The 18,321-nt window shown below is 45.4% G+C and carries 17 protein-coding genes and 1 other RNA gene; 12 read left to right on the top strand and 6 right to left on the bottom strand.

Annotation, left to right across the window (positions count from 1 at the left end):
- Positions 1-99: 99 nt before the first annotated feature.
- The 4 genes from QUB33_RS21625 to QUB33_RS21610 all read right to left on the bottom strand — a co-directional run bounded on the left by QUB33_RS21625 (position 100) and on the right by QUB33_RS21610 (position 1,420).
- Complete coding sequence (locus tag QUB33_RS21625) at positions 100-258, bottom strand: hypothetical protein (protein ID WP_333354018.1); 159 nt, start codon at positions 256-258, stop codon at positions 100-102.
- A gap of 51 nt (positions 259-309) precedes the next feature.
- Positions 310-672: a hypothetical protein gene (locus QUB33_RS21620; protein ID WP_333354059.1), complete on the bottom strand. Its 363-nt coding sequence runs from the start codon at positions 670-672 to the stop codon at positions 310-312.
- A complete protein-coding gene (locus tag QUB33_RS21615; protein WP_333354016.1) occupies positions 641-823 on the bottom strand; it encodes a hypothetical protein in 183 nt (60 codons plus the stop codon). Before QUB33_RS21615 ends, QUB33_RS21620 begins: the two co-directional genes overlap by 32 nt.
- Positions 824-1,009: 186 nt before the next feature.
- Entirely contained in the window at positions 1,010-1,420 is a 411-nt protein-coding gene (locus QUB33_RS21610; protein ID WP_333354013.1) for an MAPEG family protein, read from the bottom strand.
- Here QUB33_RS21610 and QUB33_RS21605 point away from each other — a divergent pair.
- The 3 genes from QUB33_RS21605 to QUB33_RS21595 all read left to right on the top strand — a co-directional run bounded on the left by QUB33_RS21605 (position 1,419) and on the right by QUB33_RS21595 (position 3,087).
- Complete coding sequence (locus QUB33_RS21605) at positions 1,419-1,706, top strand: hypothetical protein (RefSeq protein ID WP_333354009.1); 288 nt, start codon at positions 1,419-1,421, stop codon at positions 1,704-1,706. The genes QUB33_RS21610 and QUB33_RS21605 overlap by 2 nt on opposite strands.
- Positions 1,707-1,879: 173 nt before the next feature.
- Positions 1,880-2,659 (top strand): class I SAM-dependent methyltransferase, encoded by a 780-nt coding sequence (locus QUB33_RS21600; protein ID WP_333354006.1) that lies wholly within the window; start codon positions 1,880-1,882, stop codon positions 2,657-2,659.
- A 92-nt stretch (positions 2,660-2,751) separates the two neighbouring features.
- Positions 2,752-3,087, top strand: coding sequence for a cupin domain-containing protein (locus QUB33_RS21595; RefSeq protein ID WP_333354003.1), 336 nt, complete (start codon positions 2,752-2,754; stop codon positions 3,085-3,087).
- 171 nt (positions 3,088-3,258) lie between these two features.
- Here the strand turns inward: QUB33_RS21595 and QUB33_RS21590 are convergent, their stop codons facing one another.
- Positions 3,259-3,960 (bottom strand): Crp/Fnr family transcriptional regulator, encoded by a 702-nt coding sequence (locus QUB33_RS21590; protein ID WP_333354000.1) that lies wholly within the window; start codon positions 3,958-3,960, stop codon positions 3,259-3,261.
- A 45-nt stretch (positions 3,961-4,005) separates the two neighbouring features.
- Here QUB33_RS21590 and QUB33_RS21585 point away from each other — a divergent pair, with 45 nt between their 5' ends.
- The 5 genes from QUB33_RS21585 to QUB33_RS21565 all read left to right on the top strand — a co-directional run bounded on the left by QUB33_RS21585 (position 4,006) and on the right by QUB33_RS21565 (position 9,322).
- A complete protein-coding gene (locus tag QUB33_RS21585) occupies positions 4,006-4,524 on the top strand; it encodes a CdiA C-terminal domain-containing protein (RefSeq protein ID WP_333353997.1) in 519 nt (172 codons plus the stop codon).
- Positions 4,525-4,759: 235 nt separating this feature from the next.
- Positions 4,760-5,560, top strand: a complete 801-nt coding sequence (locus QUB33_RS21580; RefSeq protein WP_333354056.1) for a thiazole synthase — start codon at positions 4,760-4,762, stop codon at positions 5,558-5,560.
- Between the two features lie 69 nt (positions 5,561-5,629).
- Positions 5,630-5,797 (top strand): photosystem II assembly protein Psb34, encoded by a 168-nt coding sequence (gene psb34, locus QUB33_RS21575; protein WP_015177107.1) that lies wholly within the window; start codon positions 5,630-5,632, stop codon positions 5,795-5,797.
- Between the two features lie 429 nt (positions 5,798-6,226).
- Entirely contained in the window at positions 6,227-8,524 is a 2,298-nt protein-coding gene (locus QUB33_RS21570; RefSeq protein WP_333353994.1) for a tetratricopeptide repeat protein, read from the top strand.
- A gap of 105 nt (positions 8,525-8,629) precedes the next feature.
- The gene (locus QUB33_RS21565; RefSeq protein WP_333353991.1) at positions 8,630-9,322 is read left to right on the top strand and encodes a response regulator transcription factor; all 693 of its coding nucleotides are present in this window, start codon (positions 8,630-8,632) and stop codon (positions 9,320-9,322) included.
- A 114-nt stretch (positions 9,323-9,436) separates the two neighbouring features.
- Here the strand turns inward: QUB33_RS21565 and hemG are convergent, their stop codons facing one another.
- Positions 9,437-10,897 carry a protoporphyrinogen oxidase gene (gene hemG / locus QUB33_RS21560; RefSeq protein WP_333353986.1) on the bottom strand — a complete coding sequence of 487 codons (1,461 nt, stop codon included), beginning with the start codon at positions 10,895-10,897 and terminating at the stop codon, positions 9,437-9,439.
- Positions 10,898-10,932: 35 nt separating this feature from the next.
- Here hemG and QUB33_RS21555 point away from each other — a divergent pair, with 35 nt between their 5' ends.
- The 4 genes from QUB33_RS21555 to rnpB all read left to right on the top strand — a co-directional run bounded on the left by QUB33_RS21555 (position 10,933) and on the right by rnpB (position 17,879).
- Complete coding sequence (locus QUB33_RS21555) at positions 10,933-11,148, top strand: hypothetical protein (RefSeq protein WP_333353983.1); 216 nt, start codon at positions 10,933-10,935, stop codon at positions 11,146-11,148.
- A 485-nt stretch (positions 11,149-11,633) separates the two neighbouring features.
- On the top strand, positions 11,634-15,869 hold the full coding sequence (locus tag QUB33_RS21550) for a PAS domain-containing protein (protein ID WP_333353980.1): 4,236 nt from the start codon (positions 11,634-11,636) through the stop codon (positions 15,867-15,869).
- 76 nt (positions 15,870-15,945) lie between these two features.
- Entirely contained in the window at positions 15,946-17,127 is a 1,182-nt protein-coding gene (corA, locus tag QUB33_RS21545) for a magnesium/cobalt transporter CorA (RefSeq protein WP_333353977.1), read from the top strand.
- Between the two features lie 318 nt (positions 17,128-17,445).
- Positions 17,446-17,879, top strand: an RNA gene (gene rnpB / locus QUB33_RS21540) — RNase P RNA component class A.
- Positions 17,880-18,321 lie beyond the last annotated feature (442 nt).

Here is an 18,321-nt window from a genome sequence, read left to right as displayed (position 1 = left end):
ACACAGCGAACAGTAACAAAATTAAATCTGCGTTCATCTGCGTCTATCGGCTTACATCTGCGGTTAAAAATTAAAACCTCTGATTTCCGCCAATCTACTTTAACTAACAGTCTTCCAAACAGTCTTAATCCTATCCTGTTGTTCCCATTCTAGCGCCTGAAAAACTAGCATCATTTCCTCATGAGTGTAATCAATAATGATCGCAGCCAATTGAGCGGCAGTTTCCGCTTCCAGCAGGGCTAGTTTCAATTTGGTCATTTCTTCTTTATCCATCTACACTAAAACTTAGATTTTTACCTCACTTTTATTTTAATTTGACTTACAAATATTGGTTAATTTTGCCTTAAAATCAGCAATATTAGCAGCATTTAGTGTGTCAAAATTGCGCGAGGATATTTTAAATTCTTGGTTGCAAAGCTGAGAGAGCAATTTTTCATCAATCTCCAGAATCTTGCCTTCGGAAATGACATTTCTTTGCAACAAAATTGCGATTTCTCTTTCCAGTTGGCGATAGCCTTGCTGAAAGAAATCTTGAGAGTTAGAACGAAACAAACCCCTATTGACTTGCTGAATTTGGCTAGGTGTCAGCGATTGAGCCGAGACAGCAGCCGGAAATGCAAAAGATGCAGCTAGCCACCAGCTAGAAATTATCTGTTTGAGAATGCTGTTCATCACTGTCGGGAGGATTTTTTACCTCAATTGGTTTTTCGTTTTCTGACTCGCTTGCTAATTCATCTTCTCGTTCAAGTTTTTCTTGCCACTCGACAAGCTGCTGAAAAAGTTTCGGCTTAATTTCAAATACGGGCTTGTTGGTTTCTGACATATTGACTCCTAACATTTATTACATTTAACTGGTTGCGGGGTTCTCTCTGCCTGGGAACCTCTGTCCAGAGGCTCAGCCTCGTTTTTTCAGCAGGAAAATTGGAGGTTGATCCTCCAGATATGCGTTTCTAGGGAGAGCCGGGAAACAAGTAGAAAAACAAACAATTATGTCTATCCGAAGCTAGGCTCAAACCTTCAGCAGCGACATAATTATGCCTGTTAAGGAACCACCAAGCAAAGCTAAAGTAGCTAAGGTACTAATGCCAAATCCTGCCGCTCTTTTTTCGGCAGCTTGATAGTAACCCCAAGCAAACAAAATGCGTCCAACTATCCAAACTGCGCCGATACCGGCCCCCAAAATTGGGCTGATAAATTGCGAGAACAACCACAGCGAGGGCAAAAATAGAATCATTTGCTCTAAGGTATTTTGCTGAACTCGCACCACTCGCTCAAAGTCTGGGTTTCCTGTCATCTGCGGGGGAGAAACTTTGTGTTTGAATCTAGCTCTACCGACGTTGATGGTAACAACGAAGTAGAGAATTAATGCTGAAACAGTAATTAGACTAGGCAAAAGTGTCGCGTTTGCTTCTGCGAGCATGATTCGGTATTATTGGGGTGAAGTAGATATATTGATTATAAATCAATTATTGCCGATCGCGTCATTCATCGCCACCCCGTCATTCAAAGCAGCGGATTTGATGCAACTGCTGGGTATTAGTGGCGCGGCAATTCCTTTCGGGTTCCTCGACATCCTCGAAAACTTGCTGGCAGGGATTTTGATTCTTTTGCTCGCCCCTGCATACGGATACAAGCCTCCGACTCTTGTCGTGAGTAGCCCAAATTTTAGACTCTTATTCAACCTCCCAGATATATCTTTGGAGTAAATCTCAAATCTCAAACTGTAAAAATTGTAGAGTAAATTTAAAATCTCAAATCTCAAACTGTAAAAATTGAGGAGGCTGACGCACCCTACAATAATTTGAATATGAGCTAGATCATAGAAAGATTTGGAAGAAGTTGGCAAACTGAGAGTAAGGTTAAATAGGAGGTCAATTTAATGACCAATACTGCTCTCAATTTTAAGACTGCACCCGGACATGAAGTGCTCGCGGCGGCTGGCAAGAAAATGCTGAGGCCGGGGGGGAAACTTGCTACGGAACAGTTATTTGAATGGGCGGATTTTCAGCCTGGGGAGACTGTTTTGGAGTTGGCTGCTAGTTTTGGATATAGTTCGATCGCCCTTGCTGAACGTTTTGGCGTAAAAGTAGTGGGAGTTGAGAAAAATCCCGAGAGTGTAGCCCGCGCTCGTGCTAATGTTGCAGCAGCGGGTTTGAGCGATCGAGTGGAAATTGTGGAAGGAGATATTTTTCACTTGGATCGGATTTCCCAACAGTTTGATTGGGTGTTGGCTGAAGCTATCCTGACAATGCAGTCGCCGTCCGGGAAAGCTAAAATTGTATCGGGAATTTGCGATCGTTTAAAACCAGGCGGCAAGTTTCTCTCTCACGAACTTTTAGCCCGAAACCGAGAAGCAGAAATTCACAAAGCTTTATCAGAAGTGATTCGCGTCAATTCAACGCCTTTGTCTGAGTCTGGCTGGATTGCTGTTTGCCAAAACGCGGGTTTGCAAGTAGAAAAGTGTCAAACCGGGGCGATGGGGCTCCTCAACTTACCGCGAATGCTGCAAGATGAAGGGTTTGTGGGTACTGTGCGGATTTTGTGGAATATATTAAGTCGATCGCAAATTCGCGATCGTATCTTAGCAATGCGTCGAGTTTTCCAGCATTATCAACAAGATCTAGGCTACATCCTTATCTCTGCCAAAAAACAATCTTAACCCAGTCAATCGATTTTCGATTTTCGATTGAAGAAAGTGAAGCCACTGATAAATTCGGGGCTTGTGACCAAATTAATTAATTGTCAAAAACTATGACTACTACTCTTTTACCGCTACAATCTTCAGCTATCCAACTCCGAGACGCAATTGAATATCCCGCCACCGGAGTGTCGAGCAAAGTTTTAATCAAAGACAATAATTGTCAGTACAATTTACTTTGTCTGGCTGCTGGTAGCGAGGTTTCCGAACACTCTTCGCCGCGCAATGCCACAGTTAATGTCATCGAAGGAAAGGGGATTTTGACTCTAGAAGGCAAAGATATTGTCTTGGAACCGGGGGTGTTTGTTTTTCTGCCCGCTCGCGCACTCCACGCTTTGAAAGCTGAAGAAAATTTGGCGTTTATTTTGACACTCTCTGAGGCTAATTAATTTCCCCAATATTGCTGTAGGGGCTGGTTTTACAAACCCTAATTGCCTAACATCAATAATATAATAAACCCGCCCCGATTCACAGGTTGTGGGGGGCGGGTTTATATAGATAGTGAGTTGCAGTCAAATATTGTTTGTGAAACCCCCCTACAAAAATTGGGACTTTAACATTTAGTCTATTTCTTCTCCCGAGGCGAGAGCCTCTAATTTTTCCCAATCCAATACATTAATTTTACCGCCTCGACTGTAGGAGACAAACGGTTTTAGTTTCTTAAATAACCGCACGCATTCTTCGTAGGTAATTCCAATGCTGCGAGCAATTTGATAATAGGGAAAACGTTTTTCTAAACATACACTATTATCTGCAATCTTCGTACCTTGCTCGACGGCAAAGTAATGAATAAATCGGGCTAGCCGCACGATCGCCCTTTCCGACACCAAACCGTGCACAGTCTCGTGCAGTTGCTGCAACCGCTGATTAAACACCGCCAATATTCGCAAGGCAATCTCAGGATTTTCCCGAATTGCTGCTAGCAAAAATTCCCGTTCTGTGGTAAGAACTTCCACATCAGTTTCTGCAGTCACCGTGGCGGGGGCAATGCCGTTGCCTAGCAAAGCAGGTGCGGCAAAAATATCTCCCTGAAATAAAGTGCGGAGAATTGTTTCTTTGCCCGCAGCCGCTGTTTTTGCAACCCGCAGAGAACCGCTCAAAAGAGTGTATAATTTTTCGGGGATGCGATCGCCCTCATACATCACAACTTCTCCCTGTCGGTAACTCCGAATTGCTGTATGTTCTTGCAATCGCTCTAATTCTGTTCGGTTTAAGCTGGCAAATATCCCAATTTCTGCCAGTTGCTCAACAGTTGCTTTCATACATTTAAGTCTACCAGATCGGAGTCTATTGAGAGTATAATAAAGGTGAATTCAGAATATATCGAGACAAGCAGAGCCATCTACAAAAATGCAGAATCGGAATATCAGCGATATTATTTTGATGAGAGAGCTGGCGGATTTGTGCTAATTCACCAACAACACAATCTTAATAATTCGGAAATCTTTATTGCTGAAGTTTTGGCTAAAATAGGGATGAGAGTTAGAATGTTGAGCGAGCAAGCACCGTCAGGGACTAAAACTCCCGACGCTGACGTTGACGGTCAAATCTGCGAATTTAAGGAATTAACGAAAGAGTCTAACAATCTCAAAAATAGAGTACAAGAAGGCTTTGGCAAAGCCAAAAATAAAAGTGCAAATGCAGTCATTTTTCACGTAAATATAGAAAATTACGACATTCTAGAAATAGACCAAGGCATCCGACAAGCTATATATTGGGATGTCCAGCAGCTAATACAGACAGTTATTTTGGTTTTTAACAACCAATCTGTTCAAAAAATTACTAGAGAGGAATGGGAAAATGGGGAACGTTTTTCAAGAATTTGAAGAAATTGTCAATAGCGGGATAAAAAATAATATGCCGCGCGATGCAAAATTGATTATTGTTGGAGAGATTGTTTACGCAGTAACTCAGGACTTACTAACAAATAAAGAAGGTTGGCTCCTAGAAAATATGCTGGGAGGTAGAGAAGAATGGGAAGAGGGGCTAGAATATGCTATTTTTGGCGATTCTAAACTGGGACACAGCGCGCCGTCAACCTCCGATAATTTACCCTTAAATATTTTAGACAAACCTCTGGTGATTGCTGGCAAAACTTTTCATTCTCGCTTGATGACGGGGACGGGAAAATATCGCAGCATTGCAGAAATGCAGCAAAGTGTCAACGCCAGCAGGTGCGAAATTGTGACTGTAGCTGTGCGGCGTGTGCAAACAAATGCTCCCGGCCATGAAGGATTGGCAGAGGCTCTTGATTGGACTAAAATTTGGATGCTGCCAAATACTGCCGGTTGTCAAACTGCGGATGAGGCGATTAGAGTAGCTCGTTTGGGCCGGGAAATGGCGAAACTTTTAGGGCAAGAAGACAATAATTTTGTCAAATTAGAAGTGATTCCCGATGCTAAATATTTGCTGCCAGATCCGATCGGCACTTTAGAAGCAGCAGAACAATTAGTCAAAGAAGGTTTTGCTGTTTTGCCCTACATCAATGCCGATCCTCTCCTGGCAAAACGCCTCGAAGAAGTCGGTTGTGCGACAGTCATGCCTTTAGGTTCCCCCATCGGTTCAGGGCAAGGGATCAACAATGCGGCCAACATTCAAATAATTATTGACACGGTAAATATTCCTGTGGTAGTCGATGCGGGAATCGGAACGCCCAGCGAAGCAGCCCGAGCAATGGAAATGGGAGCCGATGCACTGTTGATTAATTCCGCGATCGCCAATGCCCAAAATTCCCCGGCAATGGCAAAAGCAATGGGAATGGCAGCAGAAGCGGGGCGGATGGCGTACTTAGCAGGCAGAATGCCGATCAAAGATTACGCGATAGCCTCTTCTCCCCAAACAGGCACTGTCACCTCCAAATAAATGGCCGAATTTTCCTGGGCGCTTTTTTGGTACAGTTGTAAACATCAAAAATATTAAGGATTGTGACTGATGCCTTACATCAAAGATGACGATGGACGCCTGAACAACTTTGCTAAAGAGCCGAAGGTGTATGAAGCCGTACCTCCCAACAAGAACCAGCAACGGAACTATATCATCATGGGAATTGCAGCAGCCATGTTGGTCGCTGGTTTGGTGTTTGTGGCTGCTTCCGTCTAAAAGCTGGGCTGAGTCTCAAAGCTGCTTCAAATCGCAATTTTAAATAATCATTCAAGAAACCATGTTTTCCAACCAAGGGAAACATGGTTTTTGTGTTTCAATACAAAGCAGGTAGTTGTGACAATCCTGAAGCGTGCCAAGCGAGCTGGAAAGCTAAATAAGACCAGCAGAAATTTGGTGTTTTCCTCTTGGCTGTCGGGTTCAGGGACTTGGGTTGCACTTAATCACACGGGTTCGTCACCCACATAAAATTGCCAATTGAAAATCCACAATCCTTTAGTCATCACCGGTGCGATTGACTGCCTTCGGGGCTTAGTTGTGAGGTATGAGCGATCGAGATTTCAACTCTCAACTCTACAATCTAAAATCTACAATCCAAAATCTAAAACCTAAAATCTAAAATCTAAAATCTAAAATCGGCTGATCCTGATGTCTATTCCTTCCCAAAAAGTTTCTAGCTCGAACAAGCTGATCTACCAACGCTTGAAACAGGCGATCGACCTCAATTTACGCCGTCAAATTTTTATTGCCGCCTGCGACGACTTGTGCTTGCGGGACTGTCTGGCAGCCCGCTTGCAGACAGAATTAGCTGCAGAGAGCGCAGGTTCCGATCCTCGCTCCGCGATCCACTACCCCCGATTTGTGAGTTTGGAACTTGACTTGAGCGATCCAAATCCTTGGGGTTCGATCGCCGCGTGGCTGACCCAACACCCACCGCCGCAAAACAGGGGCAGTTACAGCCCTTGGCCGACATTTCAAATTATCGGGGCAGAACACCTGACCAGGCAGTCAGCAGCAGTGCAGTGGTCGTTCCTGAGCTATTTGAGAGACATCGAAGCAAACCTGCAAATGTGCGAGTCTACTGTGTTGCTGTGGGTGTCGCGGCCCTGGCTGAGTTCGATCGAACACTCGGCCCCGGAATTTTGGCACTGGCGAACCGGAGTATTTGAGTTTGAAGGCGAACCAACTCCAGCTAAGGGAGACTTCGGGCACTTTGATGACTTCAGGAACTCCGGAGACTTGCGAAACTTACGGGACAAGGGAGATTTTGGCAACCAACTTTTAATACCTTCTTTGTCTGGACAATCCCCAATTCCCGACGAACAATCCCCAATTCCCGATCGACAATCCCCAATTTCCTATCCCCCGTCCCCAGCGCCAGATTCTAAATCCGTCCAACTGACAGAGGACGAACAATCCCCAATTTCCCATCCCCCGTCCCCAGCGCCAGATTCTAAATCCGCACAACTGGCAGATTTGGTGCTAGCAGCGGCTTCTGAGGAGTTGGAAGCAGAAAATGATGCCGCATCGGAGGACAATTTTCTGCCGCTGCAAACTCTGCAATACATCGAACTGCTGCAAGAACATCAGTGTTCTTGCGAAGCTTTGGCTTTGGCATATCACAGTTTGGGGAATTACTACCGCGATCGCATTCTGGGCGGAGACGTTTCAGAGCAAAACCTGACAATCGCCATTCGCGCGATCGAACAAGTGATTGCGTATCTCGACGTTGACGACACCAACTCGCAGCAAAATCAACCACTAACTGAGGAATGCGCGCGGCTGATTGCCCAATTGAAACAAAATTTAACTCAGTACGCCCAGGAGTCCAACAGCCTACCGCCAATTTCCGATCTGCTCAACGATCTCGGCACTCTCTACTGGATGCTGTCGCGCGATCGCACCAATGCCCTCAACGCCTCAGATCCGGTATCCAGCCTTGAACGCAGCATCGCCCTCTACCTTGAAGGTTTGAACCGAACAGATGCCGAAACCGTACCCCAAACCCGCGTTAGATTAAACAAAAACTTGGGCATCGCTTCGGCCGATTTAGCCCGCTATCGAGACAAGACAGAGAACTTGCAGCACGCAGTTGCAGCTTACCAACAAGCGCTGCTGGATCTAGACCCCGCCGTGGAGCCCCAGCAGTACGCTGCTGCTCAGAATAATTTGGCGACAGCATACTGGAATTTAGCCCAAGATGGTGAGCCGATCGTATATCTCAAAAGCGCGATCGCAGCTTACACCCAAGCCCTCTCCTGCTACAGTCCCGAACGACAACCCCTCAACTATGCCGGAGTGCAAAACAACCTCGGTACCGCCTGCTGGAACCTCGCCCAGCACGAACCCTCAGAACCCCTGCTAGTCAGGGCGATTTCCGCCTACCGCGAAGCATTGAAATACCGCACCCGAGAATTAGTACCCGCAGCAGCAGCCGCCACCTACAATAATCTCGGTACCGCTTATTGGCATTTGGCGAACCAGTTTCAGCAGAAACAGGCGCGGACGGAATCATTGCAGCAGGCGATTGCCGCCTACGAAACCGCCTTGGATATCGCCGGAGAGCTCGATCGAACCCAACTCACCTTTGACGCCTTGGCCGCCCGCAACAATCTCGGACTAGCCCACTATCAACTAGCCACCGACCCACATTTCCCCGCTAATAAAGTCGCACAGACAAGCCATCTAGAAGCAGCACTGCACCACCAGTTGCAAGTGTGTGCCGAATGGGGACAACATCTCAATGACAAAGGGTTAACATATGGGGATAAACTCAACTTGCAAGCCGCAGCCAACTCCCAAGCTGCTGATTCCCGGCAAACAGCATTGAGCTATATTGTCAAAACGATTAGAGCTTTCTATAGTGAATGTGGGCTGCCAGGCCAAAATTTAGCCTTATCCAAAGTTCCTGGAGATTTATTGCCTGAAATTTTGCGTAGGTTATAAATAGGGCTATAACTATTAAAAGCTCAATTTTTTCGAGATTTGTATCCAGTTTTCTATTATTATGGCTGAATATTCTTGCCTAATTCTTCAAGCAAACTTGTGGTCATGGCCCCTGTAAAAATCCTTGTGGTTGATGACGACCCGGCAATCCGAAATTTAATTCACCGTTTTTTGAGCCAGCAAGGTTATCAAGTTGAGTCTGGCGAGGACGGTCAGACTGGTCTGGAATTATTTGAGCAACTCAATCCTGACTTAGTAGTTCTAGATGTAAATTTACCTGATACAACTGGTTACAAACTGTGTCAAGAAATGCAAAGACGCACCGGCGTGTTTGTGTTGATGCTGACTGCCCGAACCGATGAAGCTGACAAAATGAAAGGGTTTGCCGAAGGTGCTGACGACTACATTACTAAACCTTTTAGTCTTGTAGAAATTGGAGCTCGCGTTGCAGCAATTTTGAAGCGCAAACGCATTGTTACTCCCGCCGAACAAAAAACTCTTACTTTTGGAGAGCTACTAATAGATCCGGTTCGCCGCGAGGTAATTCTCGGCAGTCAGATAGTTGCTTTGACTGCTTTAGAATTCGACCTGCTGTACTGTTTGGCAAGCAAACCCGGTCGCGTGTGGAGGCGATCGGAATTGCTGCATGAAGTGTGGGACTACGAGTATGTAGGAGCCGATCGCGTGGTGGATGTCCATATCGGTCAAATTCGCCGCAAAATTGAACTAGATCCCAATCAAATGCCGATGATTCAAACCGTCCGGGGGGTGGGTTACAAATTTGAACCCACAACCTAGTAACATTCGGCATTGGGCAGCGGATATGAAGGCAGAAGGCTGTAGGTGCGGGTTCACCAATATCTCGGATTAACATACTCGATATTTATAAACCCGCCCTCCCCACACAATCATTCAGATCGATCGAGTATCTGATTGTTTGTTCTGCAAATACTCGCCCACTTCTCGTGCACGCTCAAAACCCCTTCGCACGCAATCTCCCAAAGCCACTCCGCCAACGTAGTTGCTGCACAAATACACCCCAGGCAAAGATTTTAAGCCCTCATCGATTTGTTGCAGGCGATCGAAATGACCCAAATTGTACTGAGGAATTGCCCGCTTCCACACATTCACCGCCAAAACTTTCGGCTGCGCCGCGGAGGGCTTCAGCAAAATCCGAGACAAATCTCGGTGCACCTCCCCAACGATTTGTTCTGAGTCGAGATTGCCAATTTCCGAATCAGTAGCCCCGCCGATGTAACTGCTGAGAGTTTGCCACCCTGCGGGCGCGCGATCGGCAAATAAACTCGATGTCCAAATCGTCCCCAGAGTGCGAATTCCCTGCCCCCTCGGAATTAAATTTCCAAAACCTACTAATTTACCATTGACATCCGACTGCGGATATGCTAGCACAACGCAGGCAACCGTAGGATAAGTAAAAGCTTGTAAAGCACTGCTAACTTTCGGTTGCAGAGGCTGCAACAAATCGGCTGTAACGTAAGCCGGCGTTGTCAAAACCACGGTACGCGCCTCAACTTCCTGCTGTCCGTCGGGCGTCGAGAATACAGCAATGTAAGTTTCGCGTTCTGTACGCTGGAGGCGAGTCAAGTGCCAGTTGAGTTTCACTCGATCGCCCAATTGAGCAGCGATCGCCTCTGGCAAAGCCTTCAACCCCTGTTTGAACGAACCCAACTCCCCCGGTCTAGTCTTAGGCACATTCGGGTCTGCAGGCATTTGCTTCGGTCTTTTCCTAGCAGAAAGCAGCGCCCCCGCCATCAGCCCGCCACCCAGATCAGCCATCTTGGCTACCCGGCCAAAAGCCGCCGCCGCGCTAAGTTGTTGCGGATCGCCGGCATAAACCCCAGAAACAAAAGGTTCCACCAACCGCTGCATCACTTCCTGCCCCAGATGACGGCGGAAAAATTGAGAAACAGTTTCCTCGTCACGCTGCTGCGAAAGTCCAGCGCCCATTGCCGGCGCGACAAACCCCAAAGCGCCGAACAACGCCCGCAGTTTCCCCGGAAAACTCAGCAACTGAGACTGAATCATAGCCGGTGGAGTCATCGGCACCGGTTGCAGCTTTTTTTGCCAATAAACATAACGAGGCAATTTGCGATCGGCAAAAATCAACTCTTGCTTCAATCCCACATCCACAGCCAACTTCATCAATTCTGGCGTCGGCGAAAAACTGTTCGGGCCCTCCTCCCAGAGAAACCCCCCCGCTGTCACAGTGGTGATGTTCCCGCCCACACGTCCCTGACTCTCAGCGACTAAAATCTTCAGCGGGGATGCACTCGTTGCTTCCTTCCCAAGTGCGTGCGCCAAACTCAAACCGCTAATACCCGCACCCACAATCAAGGTATCTAATAGTTCCATATTACATATTAAAAATATCGCAATCTTTATGTTACATGGCTTTGCACGGGTTGCGTTCTTTGCTTCGCGTACTGCCAAACCGCTTTCAGATTACCGAATTGGGAATTGGGAATCGGGAATTGGGAATTGGGAATTGGGAATTGGGAATCAGTAAGCTGTCTGGCATTTCTGAAGCATTTTTCTCGCAGGTTGTGGATTGCACCTCTGCCTACCTCTCCATCTCGCTTTTGTATCCGCTGGGTCTGGTTTAAAAAAAAGAGCATCTGCTGTAATTAAGCTCTATTCCCCAAAATACTATTTCTTTAAAATTTTTGTATTATAGGGAACAGCGCCGAAAATTGCACCGGGAAACGCAGCAGTACAGTGCCCAAAAAGATTTGAGTGGGTTAAACTAACGTTAGGAAAATTTTAGAGCTTAAGCAAGTCAGCACCCCGCTCGGAAGAGATGGGGCTTTATGCCCTAATCAAAAGAGATAGTTGACTAGCTATCGTCTTAACTGATTACGTTATCAAAAATATGGGTGTAACCCCAAGCTGCTATGCGATCGCGCGTGAAATATTTGAAACGGTAATTGTTCCGTTGAAAGTAGATCATAAAAGTACCAATCGACCAAGTATCGGGCTGTAGCAATAATCAATATTCAAGGCGGTGAAAACTGCCTGATGAGTGTTTCCTCGATCGGTCTTTAGACACGAGGTTTCCATAATACTAAGCTTTTCTCATGAAAAAATACCCATGCAGGAAGTTATCAACTCGTTTCAGTCTTTTTTCTCTAACTCTGTTGATGCTTTCCTAGAGTGCGATCGACAGCAAAAGTACCTATCGATCAATCCTGTAGCTGCTGCTTGGATGGGATTGGAGCCTACTGAAATAGTCAACCAAACTAATCAGGAATTATTAAAATTATATCCCAATAATGCTGCTGTCAAAAATATAATCTCGCAGATTGATTCCTGCCTGCAACAAGTATTTATAACCGGGGAAAAACGGCTGGCAATTCATGAGGTGATGGCGGCAGACGGCGGGATTAAAATTTACGAAACTGCTTACACGCCAGCGGTGGATGCCTCTAGCAACCAGATGCGGGTTTTGGGCGTCGGTAGAGATATCACCAGGCACTACCGCTGGCAGCAGCAGAAAACTCAACAGTTACGCCGATCGAACCATTTACTGTGGTTGAATGCAGCTAACAGTCCGCTGGCAATGGTAGGCTGGGATGAAGATTTTCGGATCGTTCAGTGGTCGAAACGCGCCGAGGAAATCTTTGGCTGGACATCCGATGATATGATGGGCAAGCACTTCGGCGATTTGGCTTTGGTTTGCCAGGAAGATAGAGAGGCTATAAGCGCGATCGAGCTCGAACTAGCCACTGGCAACGGCAATACTTCAATTAACCGCAACTATACTAAAAGCGGACAGGTAATTTGGTGTCGCTGGTTCAACTCGATTATTCGCAGCGGCGACACTTTTACCGTGCTTTCTTTGGTGGAAGATATCACCGATCGCAAACGATTGGAAGCAGAAAAAGCCCAAGCTTCTCGCCTCACAGCGATGGTAGCGGATGTGGGTATTGCCCTCACCAAACACCCTCAAGATATCCTGCTTCCCTGTTGCAAGGCAATGGTGCGGAATATTGATGTCGCTTCGGCTGAAATTTGGACTTTCAACTCTCAACATAATCTTTGGCAATTGCAAGCAGCCTCGGGAATATACAGTCGCACAGACGATCGGGCTAGCTATATTGAAAGTAAGGTTAACTCGATCGCCAAACAGCACAAACCGGAATTTGACTGCGGATTTGAACTGAATAATTTTGGGTTCCCAGAGGAAGAATCTGCGAAATCAAAAGAGGTACACAGTTCCGAAGTAGCAATTATCAACACCAGCCAAAAGCCGACAAATTGCCCAATACCCAAGCAAATTCTCACCTTCGCAGGCTACCCTTTGATAGTGGAAGAACGGCTGGTGGGAGTCATGGTAATTATCAGTTGCCAGCCGCTGACAGCACCCTTTCAGGAAACTTTAGCATCGGTTGCGGATGTTATTGCTTTAGGCATCGAACGCAAGCGTGCAGAAGCTGAATTAAAATCAGCTAGAGGCTTCCTCAATTCCGTAGTAGAAAATCTGCCGGTGGGAGTTTTTGCTAAAGATGCTTCTTCGCTGAAATTTGTGCTGTGGAATAAAGCCGGAGAAACGATCGCAGGTGTTACCTCTCAAGAGGCGATCGGCAAAAATGACTACGATATTTACCCCAAAGAACAAGCTGATGTTTTTACTGCTCAAGACAGGGAAATATTGACCGGCGATCATAACCAATCTACTGTTAAAGACATAGCCGAAGAGCCGATCCAAACTCGCCACAAAGGTATGAGAATACTGCACACGCGCAAAGTGCCAATTCTCGACGCCGCAGGCCGCCCTCAGTACGTTTTAGGTATTACTGAAGATATCACCGAACGCAGGCAGGTAGACGAAAGCGTGCGCCTCTACGACCAAATTGTCGAGAATATGCAAATTGGTTTGTACGTCTACCATTTAGAAAACATAGACGATGACAGCACCCTCAGAGCGATCGCCTCGAATCCCGCTGCTACCCTATTTACGGGATTAGAAATGGCTGATGTTTTGGGAATGACAATTGACGAGATTTTTCCCCACCTGCGCTCGAAAAACATTCCCCAAGCATTTGCTTCGGTAATTCGCACCCAGAAAGCCGTAGAAGTTGAAGATATTGACTGCGATGAAGGGGGTCGAATAACTCGCGCTTTTTCTATTAAAGCTTTTCCATTACCCAACAACTGCGTCGGTGTAGCTTTTGAAAACATTACTGCTCGCAAGTGCCTAGAACTAGAACTGCAGGCGTCCTTGGAAAAAACCGAACGTTCCGAACAACTCCTACGCACAGTAATAGACAAAACCAGCGACTGGATTTTTGCCAAAGACAAAAATTTTCGCTATATTTTGGCAAACAGGAGTTTCGCTGAAGCGATCGGCACAACAGTAGAAGAAATAATTGGCAAATCTGATTTAGAATTAGGATTTTCAGAAGATCTCGTGTTTGGGAATTCCGCCCAAAATATCCGAGGCTTCCGCACAGACGACTCTGCTGTACTAACCGGCGACATCATCCACAATCCCTGCGATCCGGCAACTATTGTTGACGGTTCAGTACATATTTTTGATACCCAAAAACTTCCGCTGCGCGACGCGGAAGGTAATGTATTTGCAGTGCTAGCTTTTGCTCACGATATTACCGAACGACATGAATCAGAAGCAGCTTTGCGTAGAAGTGAATTAAGATTTAGGTCTTTGGTAGCTAATATTCCCGGAGTGGTTTATCGCTGGAAATGCGATTTCTCGACTAATTTTATTAGCGAAGCCGTTTACTTATTAACAGGCTACCCTGCGGCAGATTTTATTTGGCTGTTGGACAGGAGAGGCCGGACTTTTGCCAGCATTATTTACCCCCAAGATTTGGCAAAAGTAGAAGCAACTATTCGGCAAGGCATAGAAAACAAAGAGTCTTATAACTTGGAATACCGCTTGCTAGCAGCAGACGGCACGGTTAAATGGGTGTGGGATAAAGGTTCTCCTGTGTTCGACGCAGATGGAAACGTTTGCTATTTGGACGGGGTGATTTTTGATATTAGCGATCGGTACTACGCTGAGGAAGCATTGCGCCAAAAAACTTTAGAGTTAGAAGCAGTTTTTCGCGCTTTGCCTGATTTGTATTTTCGACTAGATGCTGACGGTATAATTGTGGATTATTTGTCAGGAACTTCATCGAGTTTATACGTGCCTCCCGAACATTTTATGGGTCAACGAATGACCGACATATTGCCGCACAATGTCGCCTGCCAATTTGCCCAAGCAATCTGTGAAATTTCCGAAACAAGAAATTCAATCGATATAGAATATTCGGTTTCCATGTCGGAAGGAGAAAAAACTTATGAAGCCCGACTGTTGCCGTTTAATTCAGATCAGATTATTATTCTAGCCCGCAATATTACTAATCGCAAACAAGCCGAAGCTCAATTAAAACATAAAAATCGCCAGCTAGAGCAAACATTGAAACAATTAGGCAGGACTCAAGCTCAACTAATTCAAGCGGAAAAGATGTCGGGTTTGGGACAGCTAGTGGCGGGAATTGCTCACGAAATCAATAATCCTGTCAGTTTTATTTACGGTAATATCACTTACGCTAGTGAGTATGCCAAAAACTTGCTGGAACTGTGTAGTTTGTACCAAGCAAACTACCCGGAACCTGTTGCTGTTATTCAAGATTTGGCAGAAGAAATAGAACTAGAATTCATGAAAGAGGATTTCCCGCACCTGCTGGCTTCAATTCAAACCGGAGCCGAGCGAATTCGTCAAATAGTTCTGTCTTTGCGTAACTTTTCCCGCCTGGAAGAATCAGATATTAAGCGTGTTAATATTCACGAGGGGATAGACAGCGCTCTGTTAATCTTACAACACAAGATTAAAGAAAATGGCAGGAATCGTCAGATTCAAATAGTTAAAGAATATGGGGAGTTGCCACAGGTACAGTGCTACGTGGGGCAGTTAAATCAAGTGTTTATGAATATTTTAAATAATGCTATTGATGCTTTAGCGGATGTCAGGAATAGGAAGTTGGAATTGGCGAGTTATTCAGAAGAGGAACGGCAAGATTTTGCTAGTTTACCTTTAACTTGCGATACATTGCCGTGGATTCGGATTCGCACGGAGGTGCTGGATAACAATCGGGTTGCGATCGTAATTTCCGATAACGGGTGTGGAATGGCAGAGTCTGTTACATGTCGGGTATTTGACCCGTTTTTTACTACTAAACCAGTAGGCAAAGGTACAGGCTTGGGACTGTCTATCTCCTATCAGATTGTGGTGGAAAGACACGGAGGGACGCTGCAGTGCATTTCCGCGCCGGGAGAGGGAACTGAATTTGCGATCGAGATTCCAATTCGGCAGAGGTAATGAGTCATTGGTAATTGGTAGTTGTACGATAAAAATGATAATCTAATTAAAGGTTGTAAAAGTCAGGAATATTAGCATGGTATACAAAAGCATACATACTTCTAATGCAGTTGCCAAACCAATTAAAGATGATGAGGATGATGATGATTCCTACGTTGACTATTTTTATGACGATCAGGGGGCTCCGCCGGGAACTCTCGACTTAGAACCCGATGCGCCGCCTCCCGAGATTGTATTAATTGACTATTGCGAAACAGCAGCTACTCGCGCCCACTTGGCAAATCCTCAAAAAGCTGCTTCGTATTTAGATACAGCATCTGTTTCTTGGGTTGATATGTTGGGATTGGGAAACAAAGAAACCTGGCGACAAATGGGCGAAGTATTTAATTTGCACCTAATGGCTCAGGAAGATGTAGTTAATGTTCCCCAGCGACCGAAAGTAGTAGACTATGAAGAACACATTTTAATCATTGCTTGGATGGTGATGCTGCATCCTGAATCAGATACTTTTCATAAAGAACAAGTAAGTTTTATTTTGGGCAAGCATTACCTGCTAACTGTTCAGGAAGAACCGGACTATGATTGTTTTGAACCAGTGCGCGATCGCATTCGTAAAGGACAAGGAATTATTCGCAAGCACGGAGCGGATTATCTGGCTTATACTTTGTTGGATTCGATTATAGATGGATTCTTCCCTGTATTAGAAGTTTACGGAGAGCGCATTGAAGAATTAGAGGATGAAGTGGTGGTGAACCCCACCCGCAAAACCCTGGAAAAAATCTATAAAATCCGGCGAGAATTGCTGACGCTGCGCCGCGCCATTTGGCCGCAGCGGGATGCAATTAATGTTTTGATTCGAGATAGCAGTGATTTGATTAGTCCCGAGGTGCGAATTTACCTGCGCGACTGTTACGATCACACAGTGCAGGTGATGGATATGGTGGAAACCTATCGAGAGTTGTCTTCGGGTTTAATGGACGTTTACTTGTCTTCGGTTGGTAATAAAATGAATGAAATCATGAAGTTGCTGACAGTGATTTCGAGTATCTTTATTCCTCTAACTTTTGTGGCAGGAGTATACGGGATGAATTTCAATACAGAGAAATCGCCCTGGAATATGCCAGAACTGAATTGGTATTTTGGCTATCCGCTTTGTTGGGCAATTATGCTAGGGATCGCTTCTGGTTTAGTTTACTTTTTCTGGCGGCGCGGCTGGTTTGATAATTTTTCTACTATCAAAAATGACTCATTAAAGTAACCGAATTGAAGATTTGAAATTTGGGATTGAAGATTGAAGAATTCAAAATTCTGTTAGGAAAAAAGGTTTCCTGCGGCTAATTGAATCTGTGCCATAAATCCTTGCATAATAATTTCCAACTTTTCAGCCTCATAATTGATCCGTGAGTGAATTTAAGGGGAGTTGCAGGGAAATTTAATTGTTGGGCGGGCTTTCGACCCCACCGTACAAGAGTTGGAATGAACACAAATGTCCAAATTAAGTGGGCGACCAGTTAAAATTTTCAATCTCAAATCTTAAATTGATTGACGAACGATCGCGTACAATAAATCTGGGGAAAAAGTAGGCGCAGGCGGTTGCGGATGAGCGAAAGCTTGTCTGAGGAAAGTCCGGGCTCCCGAAAAACCAAACTTGCTGGGTAACGCCCAGTGCGAGCGATCGTGAGGATAGTGCCACAGAAAGATACCGCCCCCCGATTTGAGATTTGAGATTTGAGATTTGAGATTGAATCAAAAATCAAGCATCGAAAATCGCAAAGTGTTAGGGGGTAAGGGTGCAAAGGTGCGGTAAGAGCGCACCAGCAGCATCGAGAGGTGCTGGCTCGGTAAACCCCAGTTGGGAGCAAGGTCGGAGGGACTATGGTTGGTTTTTTACCAGTTCCGTTTTTTGGTACCGCTTGAGGCGTCTGGTAACAGGCGTCCCAGATAGATAACTGCCCTCGAAAACTGCTTGCAGTGGAGAGAACAGAACCCGGCTTATGTCCGACTTTTTCCCCCCCCCATTGAATTAAAATTAGCGCTTGGGAATAAGGTCAACAAATCCTTTCGACCTTTTTTATGTTGGGCAAGGTGTACACTGCATACCCGGAGGAAGATTTTGGGTAAGGTGTACCATAACCCTCTTTTGTCACTCTGGAAAATAAAAAATGAGACCAAAATTTTCAACTGTAGATTTATCAAGGATTTGAGCATTTATTTTCTAACAGAATGGCCCAAATCAAGGTTTTTGGTAAAAGTCTTATGCTATAACCATCCCAGATTATTTTCGGCCGAAAGTGACAAAAGAGGGATAAGCACCCGGAGGAATATTGAGTTTTTGAATGGCTCTCCTGAGTTTATGGTGTAAAATAGATCAACCAATACAGTTAGAGTAATGAGCTTTCATTTGGACTATTTATTAGACTTGCCTGGAGTCAAGGTTGAAACTTGCACTCAA

Source organism: Microcoleus sp. B3-A4, assembly GCF_036705385.1.
Lineage (GTDB): Bacteria > Cyanobacteriota > Cyanobacteriia > Cyanobacteriales > Microcoleaceae > Microcoleus.
This window is presented reverse-complemented; position numbering and strand designations above follow the sequence as displayed.